Genomic DNA, 19,516 nt, shown 5'->3' on the forward strand with positions numbered 1-19,516 from the left:
GCACCGCCGCACCCGGGTGCGCACGTCGCGCCCGGCGGACACCACCTGCTCACCCGACGAAAAACGGGAGAACACCGATGAAGTGGAAACCAGCCAGGTGGAGACGACCGCTGCTGGGCATCACCAGCGTCGCGCTCGTCTTCGGCACCGTCAGCTTCCCGCCCGGCACGGACAACGCCTACGCCGACGTCAAGGTCTCGCAGAGCACCGTGAAAGCCGCTGACGGCAAGGAGTACTCGGTCACCAACCACATCGTCCCCGAGGTGGCCGAGCCGAAGTCCGCGGACGGGAAACCCAAGCAGTGGCTGCTGGTCTGGGCAGGCGACGAGAACATCGCCGATACCGCGGTCGACGACGTGCAGGACCTGCCGGGCTCGCTGGCCGAACCGGTCAACAAGGTGAAGAACGCCCTGCCGGGCCCGGACTTCCTCGCCGTCATCGACGCCACGGAGGGCTCGCCCACCTACGGCCAGGTGGCCAACACCGCGACCGTGGGACCGCTGGTGGAGAACGAGCCGCACCACATGCAGTACGTCTGGCACAAGGGCGACACCATCTTCGCCGGTGCGCTGTTCGGGGCGGTGACCTACGCGTTCGACGCCACCGACCTGCCGAACATCACGTTGAAGGGGCAGAGCCTGCCCACCCAGACGCCGGGCGGTTCGGTGCCGGACGCCTACTGGACCCTGGAGGACGGCACGGCCTACGGCACCTACATGGGCGGGCCGATCGCGCCGGGCCCGCACGCCTACGCCAACGGCGACGTGCAGATGAGCAACGGGTTCGCCGGAAGCCCCGGCGAGGTGGTGCGTTTCGACGAGAACGGCGAGGTTCTCTCCGAAACACCCGCGGCGACACCGCAGGGCGACAACGAGAAGCTGTGCGAAAACCTGCCCCAGCTCGGCAAACCCAGCTGCGCCAACCCGCACGGCATCCAGGCGCGGGAGGACCTGGACACGCTGGTCACCAGTGACTACGCCGAGCCGCGCAACATCATCCTGGACCCGGTCAAGCAACCGTCGCCGTACCTGCGGCGGCCCACGGTGCGCACCTGGGACATCTCGGACCGCAACGAGCCGAAGCTCAAGGCCGTGTCCTACCTGCCGGACGGCCCGCGCGCGGAGAAATCCGACCCGCTGCACGCGGAGAGCCGCGCGGTCATGGAAACCACGGTGACCAACCAGCCGGAGAACAAGGGTGCGTTCGCGCAGACCATGCAGGGCGGCGCGATCTTCTACACCCCGGACATCACGGCGCCGGAACCGCACTGGCGGCAGGTGTTCGACGACGGTTCGGCGGGCAAGGCACTGGACCCCGGCAACGACGACTCCGGCAGCAGCTCCAACGGCGGCTGGGTGCAGACCAGTCCGGACGACCGGTTCCTCTACCACGCGGTGACCGGGCGGCAGCCGGGCACGCTCGGCGACGACGACCCCGGCACCACCGGCGGTGTGTACACACTGGACATCCGGGAGCTGCTGGCGTCCGGCAACGACGTGCAGTGCTCGATCGACACCCCCGAGGAAGCGACGAACGGCGGGAACGAGGCCGACTGCCCGACCCTGTCCGGCGCGCAGGGCATCAACCCGGGCCAACCGGGCCAGGGCCCGCACTGGGGCGCCTACGACAACTTCGAGCTCGGCGAGGACGGCAAGTACCGGGAGACGGAGCAACCGGGCCGGTTGGCGCTGTCGAACTACTTCGTCGCCCGATCCGGGCTGGACGGTGACCACAAGGTCAACATGGTCGACCTGGACCCGGACGGTTCGCTGTCGCTGGACGAGTCGTTCCGGGACGAGGTGACCGGCGAGGTCGGCATCAACTTCAACCGCCGGAGCTGGCCGCACGGCGATTTCGGCAACGCCAAACCGCACTCCGAGCTGTTCGTCGTGGCGGACGACGACGTTCGATGACCCGCACCGGGTGGCGGCCGAGCCGCCACCCGGTCTCCCCCTCGCGAGATCGGTGAAGCACGATGACCCCACTCCACGAGCACGGCGCAGCCCAGCACGAGCCGACCGGCGTCACCGGCGTCGACGTGCTGGGCGTGGTGCTCCGCCTGCTCCTGTTCGCCGGCACCGCGCTGGTCGGCGGGATCGGGCTGCTGCGCCCGACCGTCGAGATCGTGGCGCGCCGCGCACTCGTGGCCGCCTCCACCGCGGGCGCGGTCGGCCTGGCCGCGCTGGGCAGTTCGATCGCGCTGCGCGAGGTGAGCACGTCCACCGCCGGGGCGCACGCGCTTCTGCTGCTGGCCGTGCTGGCGACCATCCCGCGCAGACCGTCCGCAGCGGCGGCCTCAGGAGCGCTGCTCGCCCTGGTGCTCGCGCTGGAGACAGCCGGCGGGCACGGCTGGACCGGCCTGCCGATCGCGGTGCTCACCGTGCTGGGCACCGCGTGGATCGGCCTGTTCGCGCTGTCGAGCACCGCAGCGGTCCCGGAGCGGGCGCCGCAGTTCCGGCATCCGCGGAGAGCGACCCGGGTGGCGGCAGCGGTGATCGCGCTCGCCGGACTCGGTCCGCTGCTGCTGTCCGATGTGCTCGGCGACCGCCGGGTGCTCACCACCTCCTACGGCCAGGTTCTGCTGCTCATCGCGGCGGCTTCCGTCGCCGTACTGCTGGTCACCGCGGTGCTGCTGCGCCGCGGCGGCACGACGCGGGCGGCCGAATCCTCGGCGGTCGCACTGGTCGTGGCGCTGGTGGCCTCCTGGCTGCTGCCCGCTGTACCGCCGCCTGCGGAACTACCGCGGCCCGGGACACCGCTCATCGCCGAATCCTCCCTGCACGGGGAACCGGTTCCGATCCTGGTCACGCCGCAACGTCCCGGCCGCAATCTCGTGCACCTGCCCGAATCCGCGGGCGAGGGCATCGAGGTGGTCGGTGCGGGCGAACCGGTGCGGACCGAGCAGCGGGCCGGGACGAGCGGCCGGTGGGCGGAAGTCGACCTCGCCGCGGGGCGCAGCCGGCTGACCGTGCAGCACGCGGGCGGGCACGGCAGCACCGCTGTCGACGTGGACACCGGCCAGGTGCGCACCGCCGTCACGGGAGCGACCGGACCCGACGGACCGGAGTGCGCGGGCACCGCACTGGCCGCCCGAGTGGCCGGCTCGCGCGATGCGGTCTCCAGCTGCCCGTCGCAGGAGCTCAGCACCGCCGATGCCGGGGCGCTGCGCAGCGCCGTCGGCTATCTGGCCGCCCGGAAGGCACCCGCGATCGCGCTGCTCGGCGACGATTCGCCCCGGTCCCGGCAGGCCGCCGACGCGGTCCGCGACGCCGCGGCCGAGCACCGGATCGCGGTGCACGGTGCTCCGCAGTCGGGCGATGCCGCGCTGCTGGTGTCCGGGTACGAGGCCGCGCAGCGCAGGCTGGACGAACTCCGGGGGCTGCAGGGCCGGGGACTCGAACTCACGCACGGCGTGCACCTGGCCCCCTGGCTGCTCAACGCCCCGTTGGCCAATTCGGTGGCGACCGCGTCGGTTCCGCTGCGCTTCGACCCGCGCGACGGGCGCGCGCTGCAGTACGGGATGGCGGTGGACGCGCTGTTCCCCGGCTCGGTCCCGTCGGTGTCCGGGTTCACCGCGTGGCTGCGGACCCGGGGCCAGGAACTGACCGGTCCGGTGGCGATCTACGCCTCGGCGCAGGTCGACGTGATGAAGATGGACATGCCCGGGCACGACATGTCCATGCACGGCAGCGCCGCGGCGGGCCAGTGGAACCCGCACGGCACCGTCGTGGCGATCTCCGGCCCGTTGCCGGGCTGACCACGAGACGTCCGTTCCCGCTGCGGGAGCGGCGAGGGAAGAACGGAGGGACATGATGATCAGATCGCTGACCCGGTTCGGTACCGCGACGTGCCTGGCGGCCGCGGCGTGCCTGGCCCTCGGCGGGGTGGCGCACGCCGCCGAGGAGCCCCCGTCGGCGTGGCTGCTGCCGGGGGTGGACATCGGACCGGTGGTGGATCCGCTCGTCCAGCTGCCCACCGAGGCGCTCGCCCCGGTGGTCGGCGTGCTCGATTCGCTCGCACCGTGACCATTCGCGCAGGAAGGACGCATCCCATGAGGACACCGGTACGCGGCGCGTTCGTCGCGCTGTGCGTCGGCGCCGCCGTGCTCGTCGGCGGCGGATCGGCGCTGGCGGCGACGCAGGACGCGATGACGCGCGAGGACGACGGGGTGGCCGTCGTCGATGAACCCGACACCGACGATCTGCACGACCAGTGGACCTTCTCCCCGCTCGGCGTCCCGGTCTTCGGGCTGATCGACTCGGTGGCGGAGGTACCCGGCCAGCTCCTGCCCGGGAGCTGATCGCGTTCTCGGCGGCGAGCGCCACTCCTGGGGCGGCGCTCGTCGCCGAGGCGATCACCTCGGCGGCGGCGCGGTGTCGCGCAACACAGATCCCCCGCGCCGGTGCAGCGCCGTCGAGCAGAACGCGCAATACGGGATCTACTCGCACAACCTCGCTTCCGCGCACCCGGACGGGACAGGATCTGCCCCGGCGCCGCGACCCGCTGCAGGGCCGCGGGCGAGCACTGCCCGACGACCGCGCAGGAGAGCCCGGATGCCCGTTGCCGTGGAGCAGGAATTCGCCCAGTCGATGGGCGCACCCGCGCTGCTCGGCATCGCCGCGGCGGCCATCGCGCTGCTGCTGGTGCTCATCGTCCGGTTCAAGGTGCACCCGCTGTTGGCGCTGGTCGGCATCAGCGTGGCGACCGCCTTCGCCACGGGTATTCCGGCGGATGCGGTGGTGGACGTGCTCACCTCCGGTTTCGCCGACACGATGGGCGAGGTCGCGCTGCTGGTCGGTCTCGGCGCGATGTTCGCGCGGATCGTGGAGACCAGCGGCGGCGCGCAGGCGCTGTCCGATGCGCTGATCCGCGGTTTCGGCGAGCACCGCGCGCCGCTGGCGCTGGGCGTGGCCGCGCTGCTGTTCGGCTTCCCGATCTTCTTCGACGCGGCGTTCATGGTGATGCTGCCGATCGTGTTCACCGTCGCCCGGCGGCTCGGTGGCGGGGTGCTGATCTACGCGCTGCCCGCCGCCGGCGCGCTGTCCACGATGCACGTGCTGCTGCCGCCGCACCCGGGCGCGGTGGCCGCCACGGTCCTGCTCGGCGCCGATGTCGGGCTGGTGATCCTGCTGGGCATCGTGGTGGCGGTGCCCACCTGGTACCTGTCCAGCTACCTCTACGGACGCTGGATCGGCAGGCGCATCCGGCTCCCCGTGCCGGATCTGCTCTCCGGTGGTCCGGACACCGGGCAGCAGCCTGATCCGCCGCGGCCGCGGACGGTGCTGGCGCTGCTGCTGCTCCCGCTGGTGCTCATCTTCGCGAACACCGGGCTGAGCACCGCCGTGGACACCGGCGCACTGGGCGAGGCGGCGTGGATCCCGGTGGTGCAGGTGTTCGGCGAGCCGCCGATCGCGCTGCTGATCACGGTCGCGGTGGCGATGCACGTGCTGGGCACCCGCCGCGGGCGCACCCGTCAGTTCCTGGACGACCTGCTGGACAACGCGCTCAAACCGATCGCACCGGTCGTGCTCATCACCGGGGCGGGCGGCATGTTCGGTGGTGTGCTGCTGGCCAGCGGCATCGGCGACGCGCTGGCCGGAACGCTGGGCACGATCGGGCTGCCGCTGATCGTGTCCACGTTCCTGGTCGCCGCGATCCTGCGCGTGTCGCTGGGCACCGCCACGGTGGCGATCACGACCTCGGCCGGGCTGCTCGGCGCGGCGGTCGCCCAGGCCGACCTCAACCCGGTGCAGAACGCCGCGGTGGTGCTCGCCCTGGCCGGCGGTTCCTCGGTGCTCTCGCACGTCAACGACGCCAGCTTCTGGATGATCGGTCGGCTGCTGGGCATGGATGTGCCCACCACGTTCAAGACCTGGACGGTGATCAAGACCCTCGTCGGGGTGGTGGCGTTCGGGTTCGCCTCGCTGCTGTTCGCCCTCGCCTCCTGACGCACCGGCCGGTGCGAACCGGTCGTTTCCGGCGCCGTGCGCGTCTGTTCGGGTGCCGCGGCGGGCATGTCGCGCACACCGGCCGCCGATGCTCCTACCATCGGCTCAACCGCACTGCCGCACGAGCCGACATCTCCGCAACGCCGGGGCGCGACGCCCCGGCCGGGATGGGGAGTTTCCGTGACACGATTCGACTACATCATCGTCGGCGCCGGAACCGCGGGCTGCGTGCTCGCCAACCGCCTCTCCCGCGACGCCGGGACGACCGTCCTGCTGATCGAGGCCGGCGACCACGACACCAACCCGCTCATCACCGTGCCGCGGGGGTTCAGCGAACTCCTCGGCGACACCACCACCGCGTGGCACCACCCGACCCGCCCGTTCGGACCGGCCCGGCAGGTCGAGCAGTGGGTGCGGGGCAAGACGCTCGGCGGGTCCAGCGCGGTCAACGGCATGGTCTACAACCGCGGGCACCGCGCCGACTACGACGCGCTGGCCGGGCTCGGCAACCCCGGGTGGGGCTGGGACGAGATGCTGCCGGTCTTCACCGCGATCGAGGACCACGAACTCGGCGCCTCCGAGCTTCGCGGTGCGGGCGGGCCGCTGCACATCTCCTCAGCCGCCGGGGATGATCCGCTGCTGGAGGACGTCCTCGCCGCCGGTGCCGGACTCGGTTGGCGCCGGACGCGGGATCCCAACGAGGCCGACGAGGAACGTATCGGCTACGCGATGGCCACGATCCGCGACGGCCGGCGGGTCAGCGCCGCGCACGCCTTCCTGCACCCGGTCGCGGATCGGCCCAACCTGACCGTCGCGGTGCGCACCGCCGTCGACGAGGTCGTGCTCGACGACGGCCGGGCGGTGGGCGTGCGCGGGAGGCAGGACGACCGGGACGTCGAATACCGCGCCACGCGCGAGGTGATCCTGTCCGCTGGGACGCTGGCGACGCCGAAACTCCTGCAACTGTCCGGGATCGGCGATCCCGAGGTGCTGGCGGACGCCGGGGTCGGCGTGGCGGTGCCCAGCCCGCGGGTCGGGGCCGGCATGCGCGAGCACCGCGTGTTCACCGCGCAGTTCCGGCTCACCGAAGACCTCGGCTACAACCGGCTGCTCAGCACGCCGGAGGGACAGCAGCAGGCGATGGCGGAGTACCAGGCGACCGGCGGCGGACCGATGGCCGCCCCGTCGTTCGACGTCATCGGATTCGTCAAGACCCGCCCCGAACTGGACCGCCCGGACGCGCAGCTGCACATCGCACCGTTCTCCATGCTGCCGCCCGAACCGGGCGCGGCCATCGAGGTCGAGCGGGACCCCGGGGTGCTGTGCATCGCCTACCCGCTGCGCCCGGACAGCCGGGGAACCGCGCGCATCACCTCGGCGGATCCGGACGCCCCGCTGGACATCGACCCCGGCTACCTGACCACCGAGCACGACCGCACCACCTCGGCCGACGCGTTCCGCATCATCCGCAGGCTGTTCGGCACCGAACCGCTCGCGGCGCGGATCGAGCGGGAAACCGCGCCGGGCCCGCAGGCGCGCACCGACGAGCAGATCGTCGAGGCCGGGCTGCTCGGCGGCTCCGCCGGGTACCACGCGATCGGGACCGCGGCGATGGGCCCGGCCGATGCGGACGTGGTCGACTCGCGGCTGCGGGTGCGCGGGGTGGCCGGGCTGCGCGTCGTGGACGCGTCGGTGCTACCGATCATGCCCTCCGGCAATACCAACGGCCCGATCACGGCGCTGGCCTGGCGCGCCGCCGACATGATCCGCGACGACGCCTGACCGCCACGGGCGTATCGTCCGGCTGGGGTGCTCGGTGAGGAGGGCGTGATGCCGGACGGTTCCGGCGACGCGGTCGTCGATCTGCACGAGGTCCGCGCCGGCATGGGCGATCTGGTCGGCGGCAAGGCGGCCAACCTCGGCGAGCTGCTCGCCGCCGGCGAGCGCGTGCCCGCTGGATTCTGCGTGACGACCGGCGCTTTCGACTCCGGGGAGGTTCCCGCGGAGGCGATCGAGGCCGCCTACCGACGACTCGGTTCCGGGAAGGTCGCCGTGCGCTCCAGCGCGACCGCCGAAGACCTCCCGGAGGCGAGTTTCGCCGGCCAGCAGGACACCTACCTCGATGTCGAGGGTGCCGCGCAGGTGGTCGACGCGGTACGCCGCTGCTGGGCCTCGCTGGACACCGAGCGGGCCGAGGCCTACCGGCGGGCCAACACCATCGACCGGGACGAGGTGCGCATGGCGGTGGTGGTGCAGCGCATGGTCGATGCCGACACCGCCGGGGTGCTGTTCACCGCCGATCCGGTCACCGGGTCGCGCAGCCGGACGGTCGTGGAGGCGGTGCGCGGACTGGGCACCGGGGTCGTCGACGGCTCGACCGAACCCGAGCACTACGCCGTCGACGACGGTGCCGCTCCCCGCGCGACCTCGGGGTGCCTGACCTCCGCGCAGCTGGGCGAGCTCGCCGCGGCCGGGCGCCGCGCGCAGGAGCTGTTCGGCGCACCGCAGGACGTCGAGTGGTGCCACGACCGGGACGGGACGCTGTGGCTGGTGCAGTCCCGGCCGATCACCACGCTGTTCCCGCTGCCCCCGCAGGACCTGCCCGACATGCCGCGGCTGTACCTGGAAATCGGTCACCTGCAAGGGATGCTGCGCCCGTTCACGCCGATGGGCATGGCGATGATGCAGCGGGTGTGGGAACGCTGGTGCGAGACCGAAGGCATCCCGGCGGGATCCGATCCGCGACGCGGGCCGATGGTCGACATCGGCGGGCGGCTGTACTTCGACCTGACCGCGATGGTCCGCAACAGGCGGCTGCGCGGGCGGCTGGTGGACGGTCTGCAGGTGTACGGGCCGCGGGTGCAGGCCGCGGTGGGGCGGGCGCTCACCGATCCGCGCTTCGCACCCGACCGCCGATCCCGAATCCCCGTCTCCGCGGTCCTGCGCGTGGCCGCGAAGCTGGCGCCGGTGGCGCTGGCCGCGACGGCGCGCTCGCTGGCGCGCCCGCACGCCGCCCGGGCCCGCGCCCAGCGCGGCGTGCAACGGCTGCGCGAGCTGCGCGGGCCGGGTGCGGACGCGGGACCACAGCAGCGGCTCGACTGGGTCTTCGACGCGGCGTTCCACGAGATGCTCGGCGGCGACTTCGGCCCGGTGCTCGGACCGACCTACGCCGGGATCCTGGCCGGCAACGCACCGGCCGCGCTGCTGCGCGGGGTGGCGACGAAGACCGACACCGAGCGGGTGCTCGGTGGGATGCCGCACAACGTCACCACCGAGATGGACCTGGCGCTGTGGCGAGTCGCCGAACGCGCCCGACCGCACCGGGAGCTGTTCACCGACCACTCCCCCGCGGAGCTGGCCGAACGCCACCGCAGCGGCGAGTTGCCCGATGTCCGGGTCGACGCGTTCCTCACCGAGTACGGCCACCGCGCCTCCGGGGAAGTCGACATCGGGCTGCCCCGGTGGCGCGAGGACCCGGCGCCGGTGTTCGCCGCGGTGGCCAACTACCTGCGGCTGCAGGATCCCGAGCAGGCACCGGACCGGCGGTTCGAGCGGGCGGCAGCGGCGGCCCGGCGCGCGCTCGCCGAGCTCAGCGCCCGCGCGGTGCGCGCCCGTCCCGTGCGCGGGCGGATCGCCGCGTTCCTCATGCACCGCTCGCGGGAGCTCGCCGGGATGCGCGAATACGCCAAGTTCGCCTGGCTCGTCCCGTTCGCCGAGATGCGCAGGCAGCTGGTGCTCGCCGGCCGGGACCTCGCCGCCGCCGGTGTGCTGGACCGGGCCGAGGACATCATGTTCCTGAACGTCGACGAGGCCTGCGCCGGCGCCCGGGACGGCGCGGACCTGCGCGCGCTGGTGGCCGAGCGCCGCCGGGTGCACGAGCGGGAACGCACGCGCAGCCGCGTACCCGGCGCCCTGCTCAGCGATGGAACCGATCTGGAAGCGGCGAACCCCGCCGAACCGGCCCCGGACGGCGGGCTCTCCGGCATGGCCGCCGCCCCGGGAGAAACCCGGGGCCGGGCACGCGTCATCGCCGATCCGGTCGGCGCATACCTGGAGCCGGGCGAGATCCTGGTGGCCGCAACCACGGATCCGGGCTGGACACCGCTGTTCATGACCGCGGCCGGCCTGGTCAGCGAAACCGGATCGCCGATCGCGCACGGCCCCACGGTCGCCCGGGAGTACGGCATTCCCGCGGTGATCTGCGTGCGCGACGCGACCAGCACGATCCGCACCGGCGACCTGCTGCACATCGACGGAACCAGCGGAACGGTCGAAATCCTGCCCGAGGACGCCACCACCCCTGACGACCACGCACGGTGACGCGCCCGGATGTCCGGCCGGGTCACAGCCCTGCGCGCACCCGCACCACGTCCGTTGTTCACCCACCGCGACCACGGCGCGGCTCTTCGAGTGATCTGCGCGTTCCCGACCCACGCCGCCGTGCCGCGCCACTACACACGAGGCCATGCGCAACGAGAACGACGCCCGCCGTCCGCGCGGGTTCCGATCGCTGGTGTCCGATACCGCGTGGGCCGCGCTGGCGCAGGAAGGCGCGCGAAACCGCCACCGCGCCGGCGAACGCCTGCTGCACCAGGGCAGTCCCGGCGGGTGGGTGCTGCTGTGCCTGTCCGGCCGGTTGAAGGTCGTCTACGCCGAGCCCGACGGCCGCGAAGTCCTGCTCGCAGTGCGCGGTCCGGGCGACGTGCTCGGTGAGCTGTCCGGCCGGGACGGCCGCCCCCGTTCGGCCACGGTGCAGGCCATCGAACCCGGCATCACCGCGAAGCTGTCCGACCGGAGGTTCCTCGATCTCGCCGACGCGCTGGGGTCGCGCGAGCAGCTCTCCGCCTACATCGTCGGCAAAATGCGGGAAAGCGCCCCGCACGCCTGGCAGCTGGCGCATCGCACCACGGCGACCCGACTGGCCGAGCTCATCACCGCACTGATCGACGCGGCGGGACCGGATCACCCGCGCCCGGGCACCATCGCCATGTCCCAGGAGGAGCTGGCCGCGGCGCTCGGACTGGCCCGCTCGGCGATCACCCCGGTGCTGGCGCGGTGGAAGTCCGCGGGTCTGGTCCGCACGGCCCGCGGCAGGCTGGAGGTGCCCGATCCGGCCGCGCTGCACACCGGCGCTGTGTCCACTTCTGGACAGAACGCGACGTGACTGGCCGGCACGCTCGGTCCCGCCACGCACCCCGACACGAGGAGCACCGGTGGGACACGAATCCTCTCCCGACCCCGGCCAGTACAGCGGCGTTCTCGCCGTCGACGTCCGCGGGTTCAGCAAGCACCACGACGCCGCGCAGGGCACGATCGTCCGCACGCTGCCCGAGGTCCTCAACCAAGCGGCCGTCCGGGCGAACATCACCGATTTCCTGCAGGAGAACCGGTTCCGCGCGTTCCGCGGCGACGGCTACCTCATCGGCATCGAACCGAGCTCGGTGCGCGCCGTCGTGGACAGGTACTTCGACTCCCTGCAAGCCGAACTCCGGCGGCGCCGCACCGAACTGCAGGCGGTCGGCGTGCAGATGCGGATGCGCGCGAGCCTGCACCTGGGTCCGCTCCAGGCGTTCGACGAGCACCTGGCCGACTCGCCCGCCGGAACCGTGCCGGTCGAGGCGATGCGCATGATCGACGCACCGCAACTGCGCGCCCTGCTCGACCGTTCGGATCCGGAGGTCACGATGGTGGCCGTGGCGGTGTCCGACGACGTGATGAAGCACGTGATCCGCGGGGGCCGCACCGTGCGCCGCGCAACCGAGTTCGTGGCAGCACCGCTGCGGATCGCGGAGAAGGACTTCTCGGGCACCGGCCACCTGCGCGTGCCCACCCTCTCCGGAGACCTGCTCAGCAGCGGACTGCTCGGCGAGGCGGACGAGCCCGATCCGGCGGAGGAACCCGGCCCAGCGGAGACGGCCCAGCATTCCCCGACCGCCCCGGTTACCAACTTCGTCGGCGGGCCCGTCACCAACGCCAACCAGGCCAGGGACATAGAGGGGGGAGTGCACATGCCGTCGGTGCACGCGGAAACGGGTGGCACCGCAGCGATGGGCAACATCGACCAGTCCACGAACAAGCAGGAGAACTCCGGCCAGTTCACCACCCAGGGCGATGCCAACTTCGGCTCGTCGAGCGGTCGGCGCAGCAACCGTCCGCACCACGACACGACCGGGAAGTGAGCTAGCGATGGAGGATCACGACGTCGATCGGTTCGGCATGTCCGACGCCGATGTCCCGCAGGAGGGGCGAGCACCTGCGCCTCCGGACATGTCCGTCGAGCGCCTATCCAACGAAGAGTCACCGAGCCCCCGGTCCTCCGCGGTCTCGGCAAGCGAGGGCGCCAACGTCGCCGGCAAGGAAATCGACCAGTCACACAACAAGAACGACTACCGCGGTGCAGTCATCTACTCGCCCGAGTTAATTCCCGACCTCGCTCGATCGATGGTCGGGGATCGCAACGGGCGCGGGCTCCAAGACCCGGAAGCGCTTCGGCGACTGGCGGAGAACTACGTAGCACCGGACGGGCTGCTGGAAACACGTCACGGCCAGGGCCGAACCGCCCTCGACGTGCTCGTGGAACGCCGGGTCGTGCTGGTGAGCGCACCGGGAGACGAATGCGGCCAATTGTCAGCGTGCCTGCGCCTCAGCTATGAGCTGCAGCGGCGGAAACCGGACCTCATCGTTCGCGAAGAGCTCATGGACCAGACCGTCCGCCTGCATCCCGCTACCCTGCTGGCGACGCAAGAACCTGCAGCGATCCTGATCGACCTTCGCGGATCGGATGGCGCCGACCTCCAGGCGATCGACCGGGGCTTGGTCGAGCTCACCAACCACCTGCAGCATTACGACAGCTACCTCATGCTGATCATCCCACCCGGCACTGAACGTTCGTTCGAAGATCGAGTTCCGGGTCGAGTGCACGTGCTGGGCAAACCTGATCCGATGCGAGTCCTAGCCCACATCACCGGTGTGGACGCGTCCACGCTCGTCGATGACACAGGTGTTCCGGAACAGCTCACCGACATGTGGCCGCCGAAGGTCAAGGCGGTGGCGGAAGCCGTGCGCGATGCCACCGAACGCGGCGCACGACCACACCGCGCCCTGCACGACGCCCTGGAACAGGAGTCATCTGCCCGCCCGTCCGAGCTTCGGAATCGGATCCTCGAACGGCAGGGCGAACAGGACGCCGAGTGGATCGCCTTACTGCTCGCCGCAGCCACCTTGGAAACCGCCTCTTCTCAGCACATCGCACAGGCTGCAGATCAACTGCTGGCACACAACGAAATCCCACCGCCTGAACCGAAAGCACCGCTGTTGCGCCGCAGCCCATCTGTCCGGTTGCAGCACCTGCCGACCGAGTGGTTCGACCCGGTAGATCGAGCGTTCCGGGCACGCAGCTTCGGCACCGACGTGTTGCGCTATTTCTGGGACGAGCATCCTGACTTGCACGATCCCCTGCTCGCCTGGTTCGGCAGCCTTCCACGCCACGTGGACGACCTGGAACGCCACGACCTGGAGCAGCTCGCGGACAGGACGGTCCTGCTCGCACGGCAGGGCGGAGCCCGCATCGCGCTCGGTCTGGCGACAAGCTGGACCAAAACGGCCGATTCAGCTGGAGGGCGATCGGCGCGGAGCCCCAGGGACCGATACCGCCGATCGATCGCCGTGCGCCTGCTGACGACAGCAGCGACCGACTCGGGACTCGGCAAGCCGGTGCGTCAGCAACTGTGGCATTGGGCGCGAGACGGCAACACCGACCTCAAACTTCTGACATCGGAGGTCTGTGGCGGAATCGGTGCAGCATTCCCCAGGATCGCCCTCACCCGGCTCAAACACCTGGCCGGATCCGAGGACGCCGAGGTACGCACCTCGGTGCTGGGTTCGCTGCAGCAGATCGGCACCGAACTGGGCACTTCGCGTTTCCTGCGTTACCTGGCCGAATGGTTCGACGATGCTTCCCCGGCACGACTGGACCTGATGTCACAGGGCGTGCACGAGGTCCTCACCGACCTGCCCGGCACCGTGGACCCGGAAGCAGCGGAGGGATTCTGGCGGCACGCGATCGACACCATGCCCCCGAAACATATCAAGCCGCTCGTCGAGAGCTGGCTGCACGTCGCCGCACAACTGCACGTCGACCAGCGCGGCGAGATGGTCGAACCCCTCGTGCAGGCGACAGGCCCCGAATTCAACCGGATCGCACAGGTCAAGCACGCCAGCAAGCCCGAAAGCAGCTCTTTGGACTTGTCCGGGGTCAGCAGCGGTCTGGCGGACGTGGTCCGGCAGCTGTGGATCCGGCTGGAAGAGATCGATCCGGTTTGGGGGCGGGAATGAGCATGTTGGCCGATATCCGCTGGCGGCGCCTCCGGCACCGGCAGCTCGCGCAGGAGGTCCGCCGGAGAACGCTGACCGGTGCGGTAGCGGAGGACTCGATCAACGCGGAGCACACCGCCACCCTGGATCTGCCCAGCGCGGACCCGACGCTGCCGTTCGCGACCACGGTCACGGTTTTCGCGTGGTGCGGTTCTGCCGATGCGGAACCCTCCGCGTCGGACATCGCGCTGGCCGGGATCGCCCGGCGCGCCGAGCCGGTCGCGGCACGGCACCGGCTCACCGCGTCCGAGCGGGTCCGGGCCGAGCTGAACACCGCGCTGCTGCACTGGGAACCGGTGTCCGATTCCCGGGTGCAGGCCCGGGCGCAGTGCACGGTCGTCGACGTCGACCCCGATCTGGTGACCGCGGTTCGCGAACGGGAACAGGCCGAGCGCCGGAATGCGGTGCTGTCGTGGAACGATCAGCGGCGCGAACAGCAGCAGCAGGACATGTGCTCGCTGATCCGCGATCCGCTGCGGGCGACCGCGTGGTGGTTGCTCGATCACCACGACGAGCCCGAGCAGGCCGTACCGGTGGCGCAGAAGTTCCGCGAACTGCGGGACATCCTCGTAACCGAAGAGCGGGCGGATTCGCCGGGAACGCTGGTGGACGACCTGCTGGCCACCGACGACGGGGCCATCCGGGACTACCTGCTCACCAGGTTGCGCGGCGTGTTCGGCCACTACCGCCGGTCCGACCTCACCGACCGGCTCGACCGGCTCGAACACTGAAAGTTCGGTGCCCGGGCCGGTCGTGGTCCGGGCACCCGGGGCTCTCGGTGTTCGGTCGGAACGCGCCGTTTCGCTCGTGGCGAGGTCCGCGGCGGGCGAACATCGGGCCCGCGGACCGCACCTCGCGGCTAATCTGCGTTCGCGGTGCACCGGTGGTGCGCCGGGATGCGCAGCGGGAGGTACGACGATGGATCCGGATGAGCGCGATGCCGCGGGCTCCGGCGGCTACACGGCACCGCAGGACGTCGATGCCCGGCACGATTGGTTCGCCCGGATGCGGGCGGAAGAACCGGTGTGGTTCGACGAGCGGACCGGGTTCTGGCACGCGTTCGGCTACGACGACGTCGCGCACGTGCTCGCCGAACCCGCGTCGTTCTCCTCCGAGCTGAGCCGGGTGTACCCGGATGCGGCCGACTTCGCCGAGGGCGAGCTCACCGCGATGGACCCGCCCCGGCACGCCCAGCTGCGCGCAGCGGTCGCGCAGGCGTTCACCCCGAAGGTCGTATCCGATCTGGAACCGCGCATCGCGGCCCTCACCGAGGACCTGCTGTCCGGAGTGGATGGTGATCGGTGGGACCTGGTCACCGACCTCGCCTACCCGCTCCCGGTCGCGGTGATCGGCGAGCTGCTCGGACTCCCGCCGGGGGACGGCGAGCTCATCCGGTCCTGGATCGAACCGATGCTGGAGCAGCAGAGCGGTGATCCCGTGGTGGGCGAAGAACTGTTCGGCGAGCGGACCGAAGCGATCCGGCAGCCGCGCACCGAGCTGCGCGACTACCTGGACGACCAGTGCCGCAGGCACCGCGGAACCGAGCGGGACGGTCTGCTCAGCGCGCTGCAGCGGTCCGATATGGACGGCGGTCTACTGGGCAGCGGCGCGCTGATCAACATCGCCGAACTGCTCCTGCTGGCCGGGCACATCACCACCACCCTGCTGCTGGGCAGCACGGTGCTGCGGCTGCAACAGCGGCCGGACCTGGCCGACGAGCTCCGCGGCGATCCCACCCGCATCCCGCGCGTGCTGGAGGAGGTGCTGCGCACCAGCAGCCCGTTCACCCAGGTGCTCCGGGTCACCACCGACCGGGTGCGTCTCGGCGGACGCGAGATCGACGCCGACCAGCCCGTCACCGTGTGGCTGGCCAGCGCCAACCGGGACGAAACCCGGTTCCACGACGCAGCGGATTTCCGTCCCGACCGCCACCCCAACCCACATCTGGCGTTCGGTCGCGGGATCCACTTCTGCCTCGGTGCTCCCCTGGCGCGCCTCGAAGGCCGGGTGGCGATCCAGGCGCTGCTCCGGCGCTTCCCGCGGATCGCCGCTCCGCACGACGATGCGCCCACCTTCTACACCAACCCGGCGCTCACCGGCCCCAAGCGGCTCCCCGTCCACTGCCTGCCTACGTGCTGAGGCGGCGGCCTCACCGGTAGACGAGGGTGCGCAGCAGAGCGTCGGCCGGGCCGGCGCGCCCCGCGCGGTCCAGCCACGTCGCGATCAGCAGCGCCAGCGACCAGGAACCGAAGCCGACGGCCAGCGCACCGAGACTTCCGACGTGCCGCCCGACGGCGAGCAGATCCGGGTGCAGCACCGCGGCGACCACCACCGAGTTGAACAGGTAGAACGTCAACGACCGCTGCCCCACCGCGGCGACGGCGCGGGTGACCGCACCGCGGTGCGCGTCCAGCCGCAGCGCCAGCAGCGCGAAAACCGCCGCGTATCCCGCACCGCCGAGCACTCCGGTGAGCACCTGCAACGCCAGCAGCACCCCGGTCGGCAGCGCGGACAGCTGCAGCACACCCACCTCGATCAACGCCGCCGGCACAGCGCCCAGCACCGAGACCGCGACCCCGCCGACCGCGATGCGCACCAGCACGCCGCGGTGTGCGCCCGGATCGTCGAACAGTCCCTGACGTCCAGCGAGGAAACCGATCACCACGGCCAGCAGCAGCGGATAGCCCGCGGCCAGGAACAGCGGCAGGAACGGCAGGGCGACCAGCCGCCCGATCCAGTCCTGCAGCGTGGTGTAGCCCGCGGGATCGGCGACCTGCGCATCGAGGCGCGCGGCGGCAGCGGTGCTGATCATCAGCGCGGTGCAGGTGACCGCGTAGCACACCGCCAGCACACCGATCGCCCGGCGCAGCACCCGGTCCGGGCGGAACAGCAGCCACCCGACGACCAGCCCGGCCAGACCGTAGGAGGTGAGGATCTCGCCCTGGTAGACGAGCAAGGCGTGCACGGCACCGAACGCCAGCAGCAGCAGGCTGCGGCGGGTGACCAGCCGGCGCATCTCCGGTTCCCCCGCACCGGCGGCGCGCCGGCGGGCGATCATCCAGGACATGCCGCAGCCGAAGAGGATCGCGAACATCGGGAAGGCGCGGTTGTCCAGCAGCAGCACGGTCAGCACGCGGGCGATCGCGTCCGGCGGCGGCTGGTCCGGAGTCGGTGCACCGAACGCGATCCCGGCGTAGACCCCGGAGTAGGCCATCGCGATGAGCAGCAGCATCGCGCCCCGGGCCAGGTCCGGCGCGAGGCGGCGCTGCCCGGCCTGCTCGGACGCGTGGGCGGGCCGTTCGTGGGCGCTCATCGGATCTCCCTCCGCTGGACGTCGCAGACCCTACCGGTCGCCGGCGCCGCGACGAACGCGCTTTTCCCGCCGAGCGCGGCAGTCGTGGTGTCCGCGGTGGCCGAGCACCGAAAATCCGCTGTCCGAGCGGGAATCCCGTTGCTACGGTACGGCCGATGTTCTTCGACCCGGAATCCCTGCTGCTCGGACCGCGGGGACGGCGGTTGTGTCTGGAGCTCGCGACCGCCGGCCCGCACGCCCCCGAGCTGCACTCGGCCGTGTTCTACGCCGGTCACGAGCTGGACCCGGGCCGCGGGCGCTCTCGGGTGCTGTTCGGCCCCGGCAGCGACGAACCGCCACCGCCGCACGCACCGGCCGACGTCGCCGCCGCGCTGGACAGCATGCCGCTTCCCGAACCGGACGGCCGCAGCCTGCTGCAGGTGCTGGACCGGGTCCTGTCCGCGGCCCGCTACTGGCAGGAACCCGACGGGGAGGACGTCCTGTGCGCGGCACCGGAGATGCGGGACGCGCTGGCCGGTGTCGCCCGGCGGGTGGCCGCCGCACCAGCCGCGGCGTGGTGGACCACCGCGCTGGATCGCGATGCGCAGGCCACGGTGCGCTTCACCGACGGGCCGCAGGTGGAGCGCACCGCCGATCCCGCGGCCGGGCTCTCCCGGTGGCGCAGCGGCACCATCGAGGACGAGCACCGGGCGCAGCGGGAACGCCCGCGCGATCCCCGGGCCGCCTTCTCCGGGTACTGGTGGTCGGCACCGCCGTTCGACATGCCGTCCAGCACGCGGTTCCTCGACGGGCTGGGGCCGGTGGGCCTGTGGTTGGTCGAGGACAGCATGGGCTGGGAGCGGGCGGTCACGCACCGCGCCGCGGTACCCGAAGACGCGGCGGTATTCGAGATCGACGGACCCGAGGCGTGGGCAGCGCTGTGCCGCCGCTACCCGTTGGAGGTCACCGCCGCGCGGCGGCACGACTGGTTCCGCACCACGGGACGCGACGGCCGCTGGGTCCTCCCGGACTGGTCCCGCGTCGCCGCGGACGTCGACGCGGTGCACCTCACCGCACACGGTTACCTGACCACCGCGGGCCGCGCGATCACCGTTGACGAGGACGCGGCCGCGGTGCTGGCCGGCTGGGATCCGGACAGCACCTGCTGGTTCACCGGGATCGGCGAGCGCGGGATCGGACAGCACTGGCGCAATGACGATGCCGCGGGATGGAAACAGCTGCCCTGACGGTGTTTTCGAGCCCGGGTGGGCGCCGACCGCGGCGTCCGCGGGGAAATCGGTCAGCTGCCCGGGGTCAGGTCGAGGTCGACGGTGCAGTCGTCCTCCTCGCCGAAGGGGTTCGCCGCGTCGAGCGAGGGCGAGTCGGTGTCGACGATCATCTTCTGCTGGTCCCAGTCGACCTGCAGCAGCCGCATGAACCCGGAACCGCCTTTCCGGACCGTCCTGGTAGTCCTCGGACTCCAACTCGCGGAGTGCAACGCGTGAACACCCGGACAACAACGCGCATCCGCCCCGCGCGGCCGTCCGGACCGGCACGGCTGCTCGCGCAGGCCGGGGTTCACTCCGCCCGCGCACCACCCGCGGAACCGCGGTCCGGCTCCCGATCTTCCGCAGGGCGCGTGCGCGGACCGCTCCCCCGCTGCGGCCGGCGGGCTCGCGGCCCCGCCGACGTCCCACGGGCGGGGCGCCCGGTGAGGGCGCGATCGAGGTCCTCCAGCGCGACCTGCCAGCCGCGGGGTGTGCGGTCCATGGTGCTGATCATGGCCAACCGCGCCCGCCGCCGCACGCCGAACTCCGATGCGGACGGTGCTCGGACGTCAGCACGACCCCGCCCGAGGAGCGAGCGGGGTCGTGCCGGGAATCCGGTCGCGGGGGGGGCCCCC

15 protein-coding genes are annotated in these 19,516 nt (G+C 71.8%); 13 read left to right on the plus strand and 2 right to left on the minus strand.

Annotation, left to right across the window (positions count from 1 at the left end):
- Positions 1–77: 77 nt before the first annotated feature.
- The 12 genes from IQ251_RS12975 (at position 78) to IQ251_RS13030 (ending at position 16,460) form a co-directional block, all read left to right on the plus strand.
- Positions 78–1,913: a hypothetical protein gene (locus tag IQ251_RS12975; RefSeq protein ID WP_193928787.1), complete on the plus strand. Its 1,836-nt coding sequence runs from the start codon at positions 78–80 to the stop codon at positions 1,911–1,913.
- Positions 1,914–1,975: 62 nt separating this feature from the next.
- Positions 1,976–3,757, plus strand: a complete 1,782-nt coding sequence (locus tag IQ251_RS12980) for a hypothetical protein (protein WP_193928788.1) — start codon at positions 1,976–1,978, stop codon at positions 3,755–3,757.
- 52 nt (positions 3,758–3,809) lie between these two features.
- Positions 3,810–4,025, plus strand: coding sequence for a hypothetical protein (locus IQ251_RS12985; protein WP_228046662.1), 216 nt, complete (start codon positions 3,810–3,812; stop codon positions 4,023–4,025).
- A gap of 26 nt (positions 4,026–4,051) precedes the next feature.
- A complete protein-coding gene (locus tag IQ251_RS12990) occupies positions 4,052–4,300 on the plus strand; it encodes a hypothetical protein (RefSeq protein ID WP_193928789.1) in 249 nt (82 codons plus the stop codon).
- Positions 4,301–4,553: 253 nt separating this feature from the next.
- The gene (locus IQ251_RS12995) at positions 4,554–5,948 is read left to right on the plus strand and encodes a GntP family permease (RefSeq protein WP_228046663.1); all 1,395 of its coding nucleotides are present in this window, start codon (positions 4,554–4,556) and stop codon (positions 5,946–5,948) included.
- Positions 5,949–6,128: 180 nt separating this feature from the next.
- Entirely contained in the window at positions 6,129–7,730 is a 1,602-nt protein-coding gene (locus IQ251_RS13000) for a GMC family oxidoreductase (RefSeq protein ID WP_193928790.1), read from the plus strand.
- A gap of 48 nt (positions 7,731–7,778) precedes the next feature.
- Positions 7,779–10,268: a PEP/pyruvate-binding domain-containing protein gene (locus tag IQ251_RS13005; RefSeq protein WP_193928791.1), complete on the plus strand. Its 2,490-nt coding sequence runs from the start codon at positions 7,779–7,781 to the stop codon at positions 10,266–10,268.
- A 145-nt stretch (positions 10,269–10,413) separates the two neighbouring features.
- Positions 10,414–11,112, plus strand: a complete 699-nt coding sequence (locus IQ251_RS13010) for a Crp/Fnr family transcriptional regulator (protein ID WP_193928792.1) — start codon at positions 10,414–10,416, stop codon at positions 11,110–11,112.
- 49 nt (positions 11,113–11,161) lie between these two features.
- Positions 11,162–12,127, plus strand: coding sequence for a hypothetical protein (locus IQ251_RS13015; protein ID WP_193928793.1), 966 nt, complete (start codon positions 11,162–11,164; stop codon positions 12,125–12,127).
- A gap of 7 nt (positions 12,128–12,134) precedes the next feature.
- Positions 12,135–14,282 carry a hypothetical protein gene (locus tag IQ251_RS13020; RefSeq protein ID WP_193928794.1) on the plus strand — a complete coding sequence of 716 codons (2,148 nt, stop codon included), beginning with the start codon at positions 12,135–12,137 and terminating at the stop codon, positions 14,280–14,282.
- A 2-nt stretch (positions 14,283–14,284) separates the two neighbouring features.
- A complete protein-coding gene (locus IQ251_RS13025; protein WP_193928795.1) occupies positions 14,285–15,052 on the plus strand; it encodes a hypothetical protein in 768 nt (255 codons plus the stop codon).
- A 187-nt stretch (positions 15,053–15,239) separates the two neighbouring features.
- Positions 15,240–16,460, plus strand: a complete 1,221-nt coding sequence (locus IQ251_RS13030; RefSeq protein ID WP_193928796.1) for a cytochrome P450 — start codon at positions 15,240–15,242, stop codon at positions 16,458–16,460.
- A gap of 10 nt (positions 16,461–16,470) precedes the next feature.
- Here IQ251_RS13030 and IQ251_RS13035 read toward each other — a convergent pair whose 3' ends face one another.
- Complete coding sequence (locus IQ251_RS13035; RefSeq protein ID WP_228046666.1) at positions 16,471–17,634, minus strand: DUF418 domain-containing protein; 1,164 nt, start codon at positions 17,632–17,634, stop codon at positions 16,471–16,473.
- Between the two features lie 155 nt (positions 17,635–17,789).
- Between IQ251_RS13035 and IQ251_RS13040 the strand changes: the two genes are divergently transcribed.
- Positions 17,790–18,860 (plus strand): hypothetical protein, encoded by a 1,071-nt coding sequence (locus IQ251_RS13040; protein WP_193928797.1) that lies wholly within the window; start codon positions 17,790–17,792, stop codon positions 18,858–18,860.
- A gap of 53 nt (positions 18,861–18,913) precedes the next feature.
- On the opposite strand, the gene IQ251_RS20015 is transcribed toward IQ251_RS13040, so the two are convergent.
- On the minus strand, positions 18,914–19,048 hold the full coding sequence (locus tag IQ251_RS20015) for a hypothetical protein (protein ID WP_255526591.1): 135 nt from the start codon (positions 19,046–19,048) through the stop codon (positions 18,914–18,916).
- Between the last annotated feature and the right edge of the window lie 468 nt (positions 19,049–19,516).

This window comes from Saccharopolyspora montiporae, assembly GCF_015209505.1.
Classification (GTDB): Bacteria; Actinomycetota; Actinomycetes; order Mycobacteriales; family Pseudonocardiaceae; genus Saccharopolyspora; species Saccharopolyspora montiporae.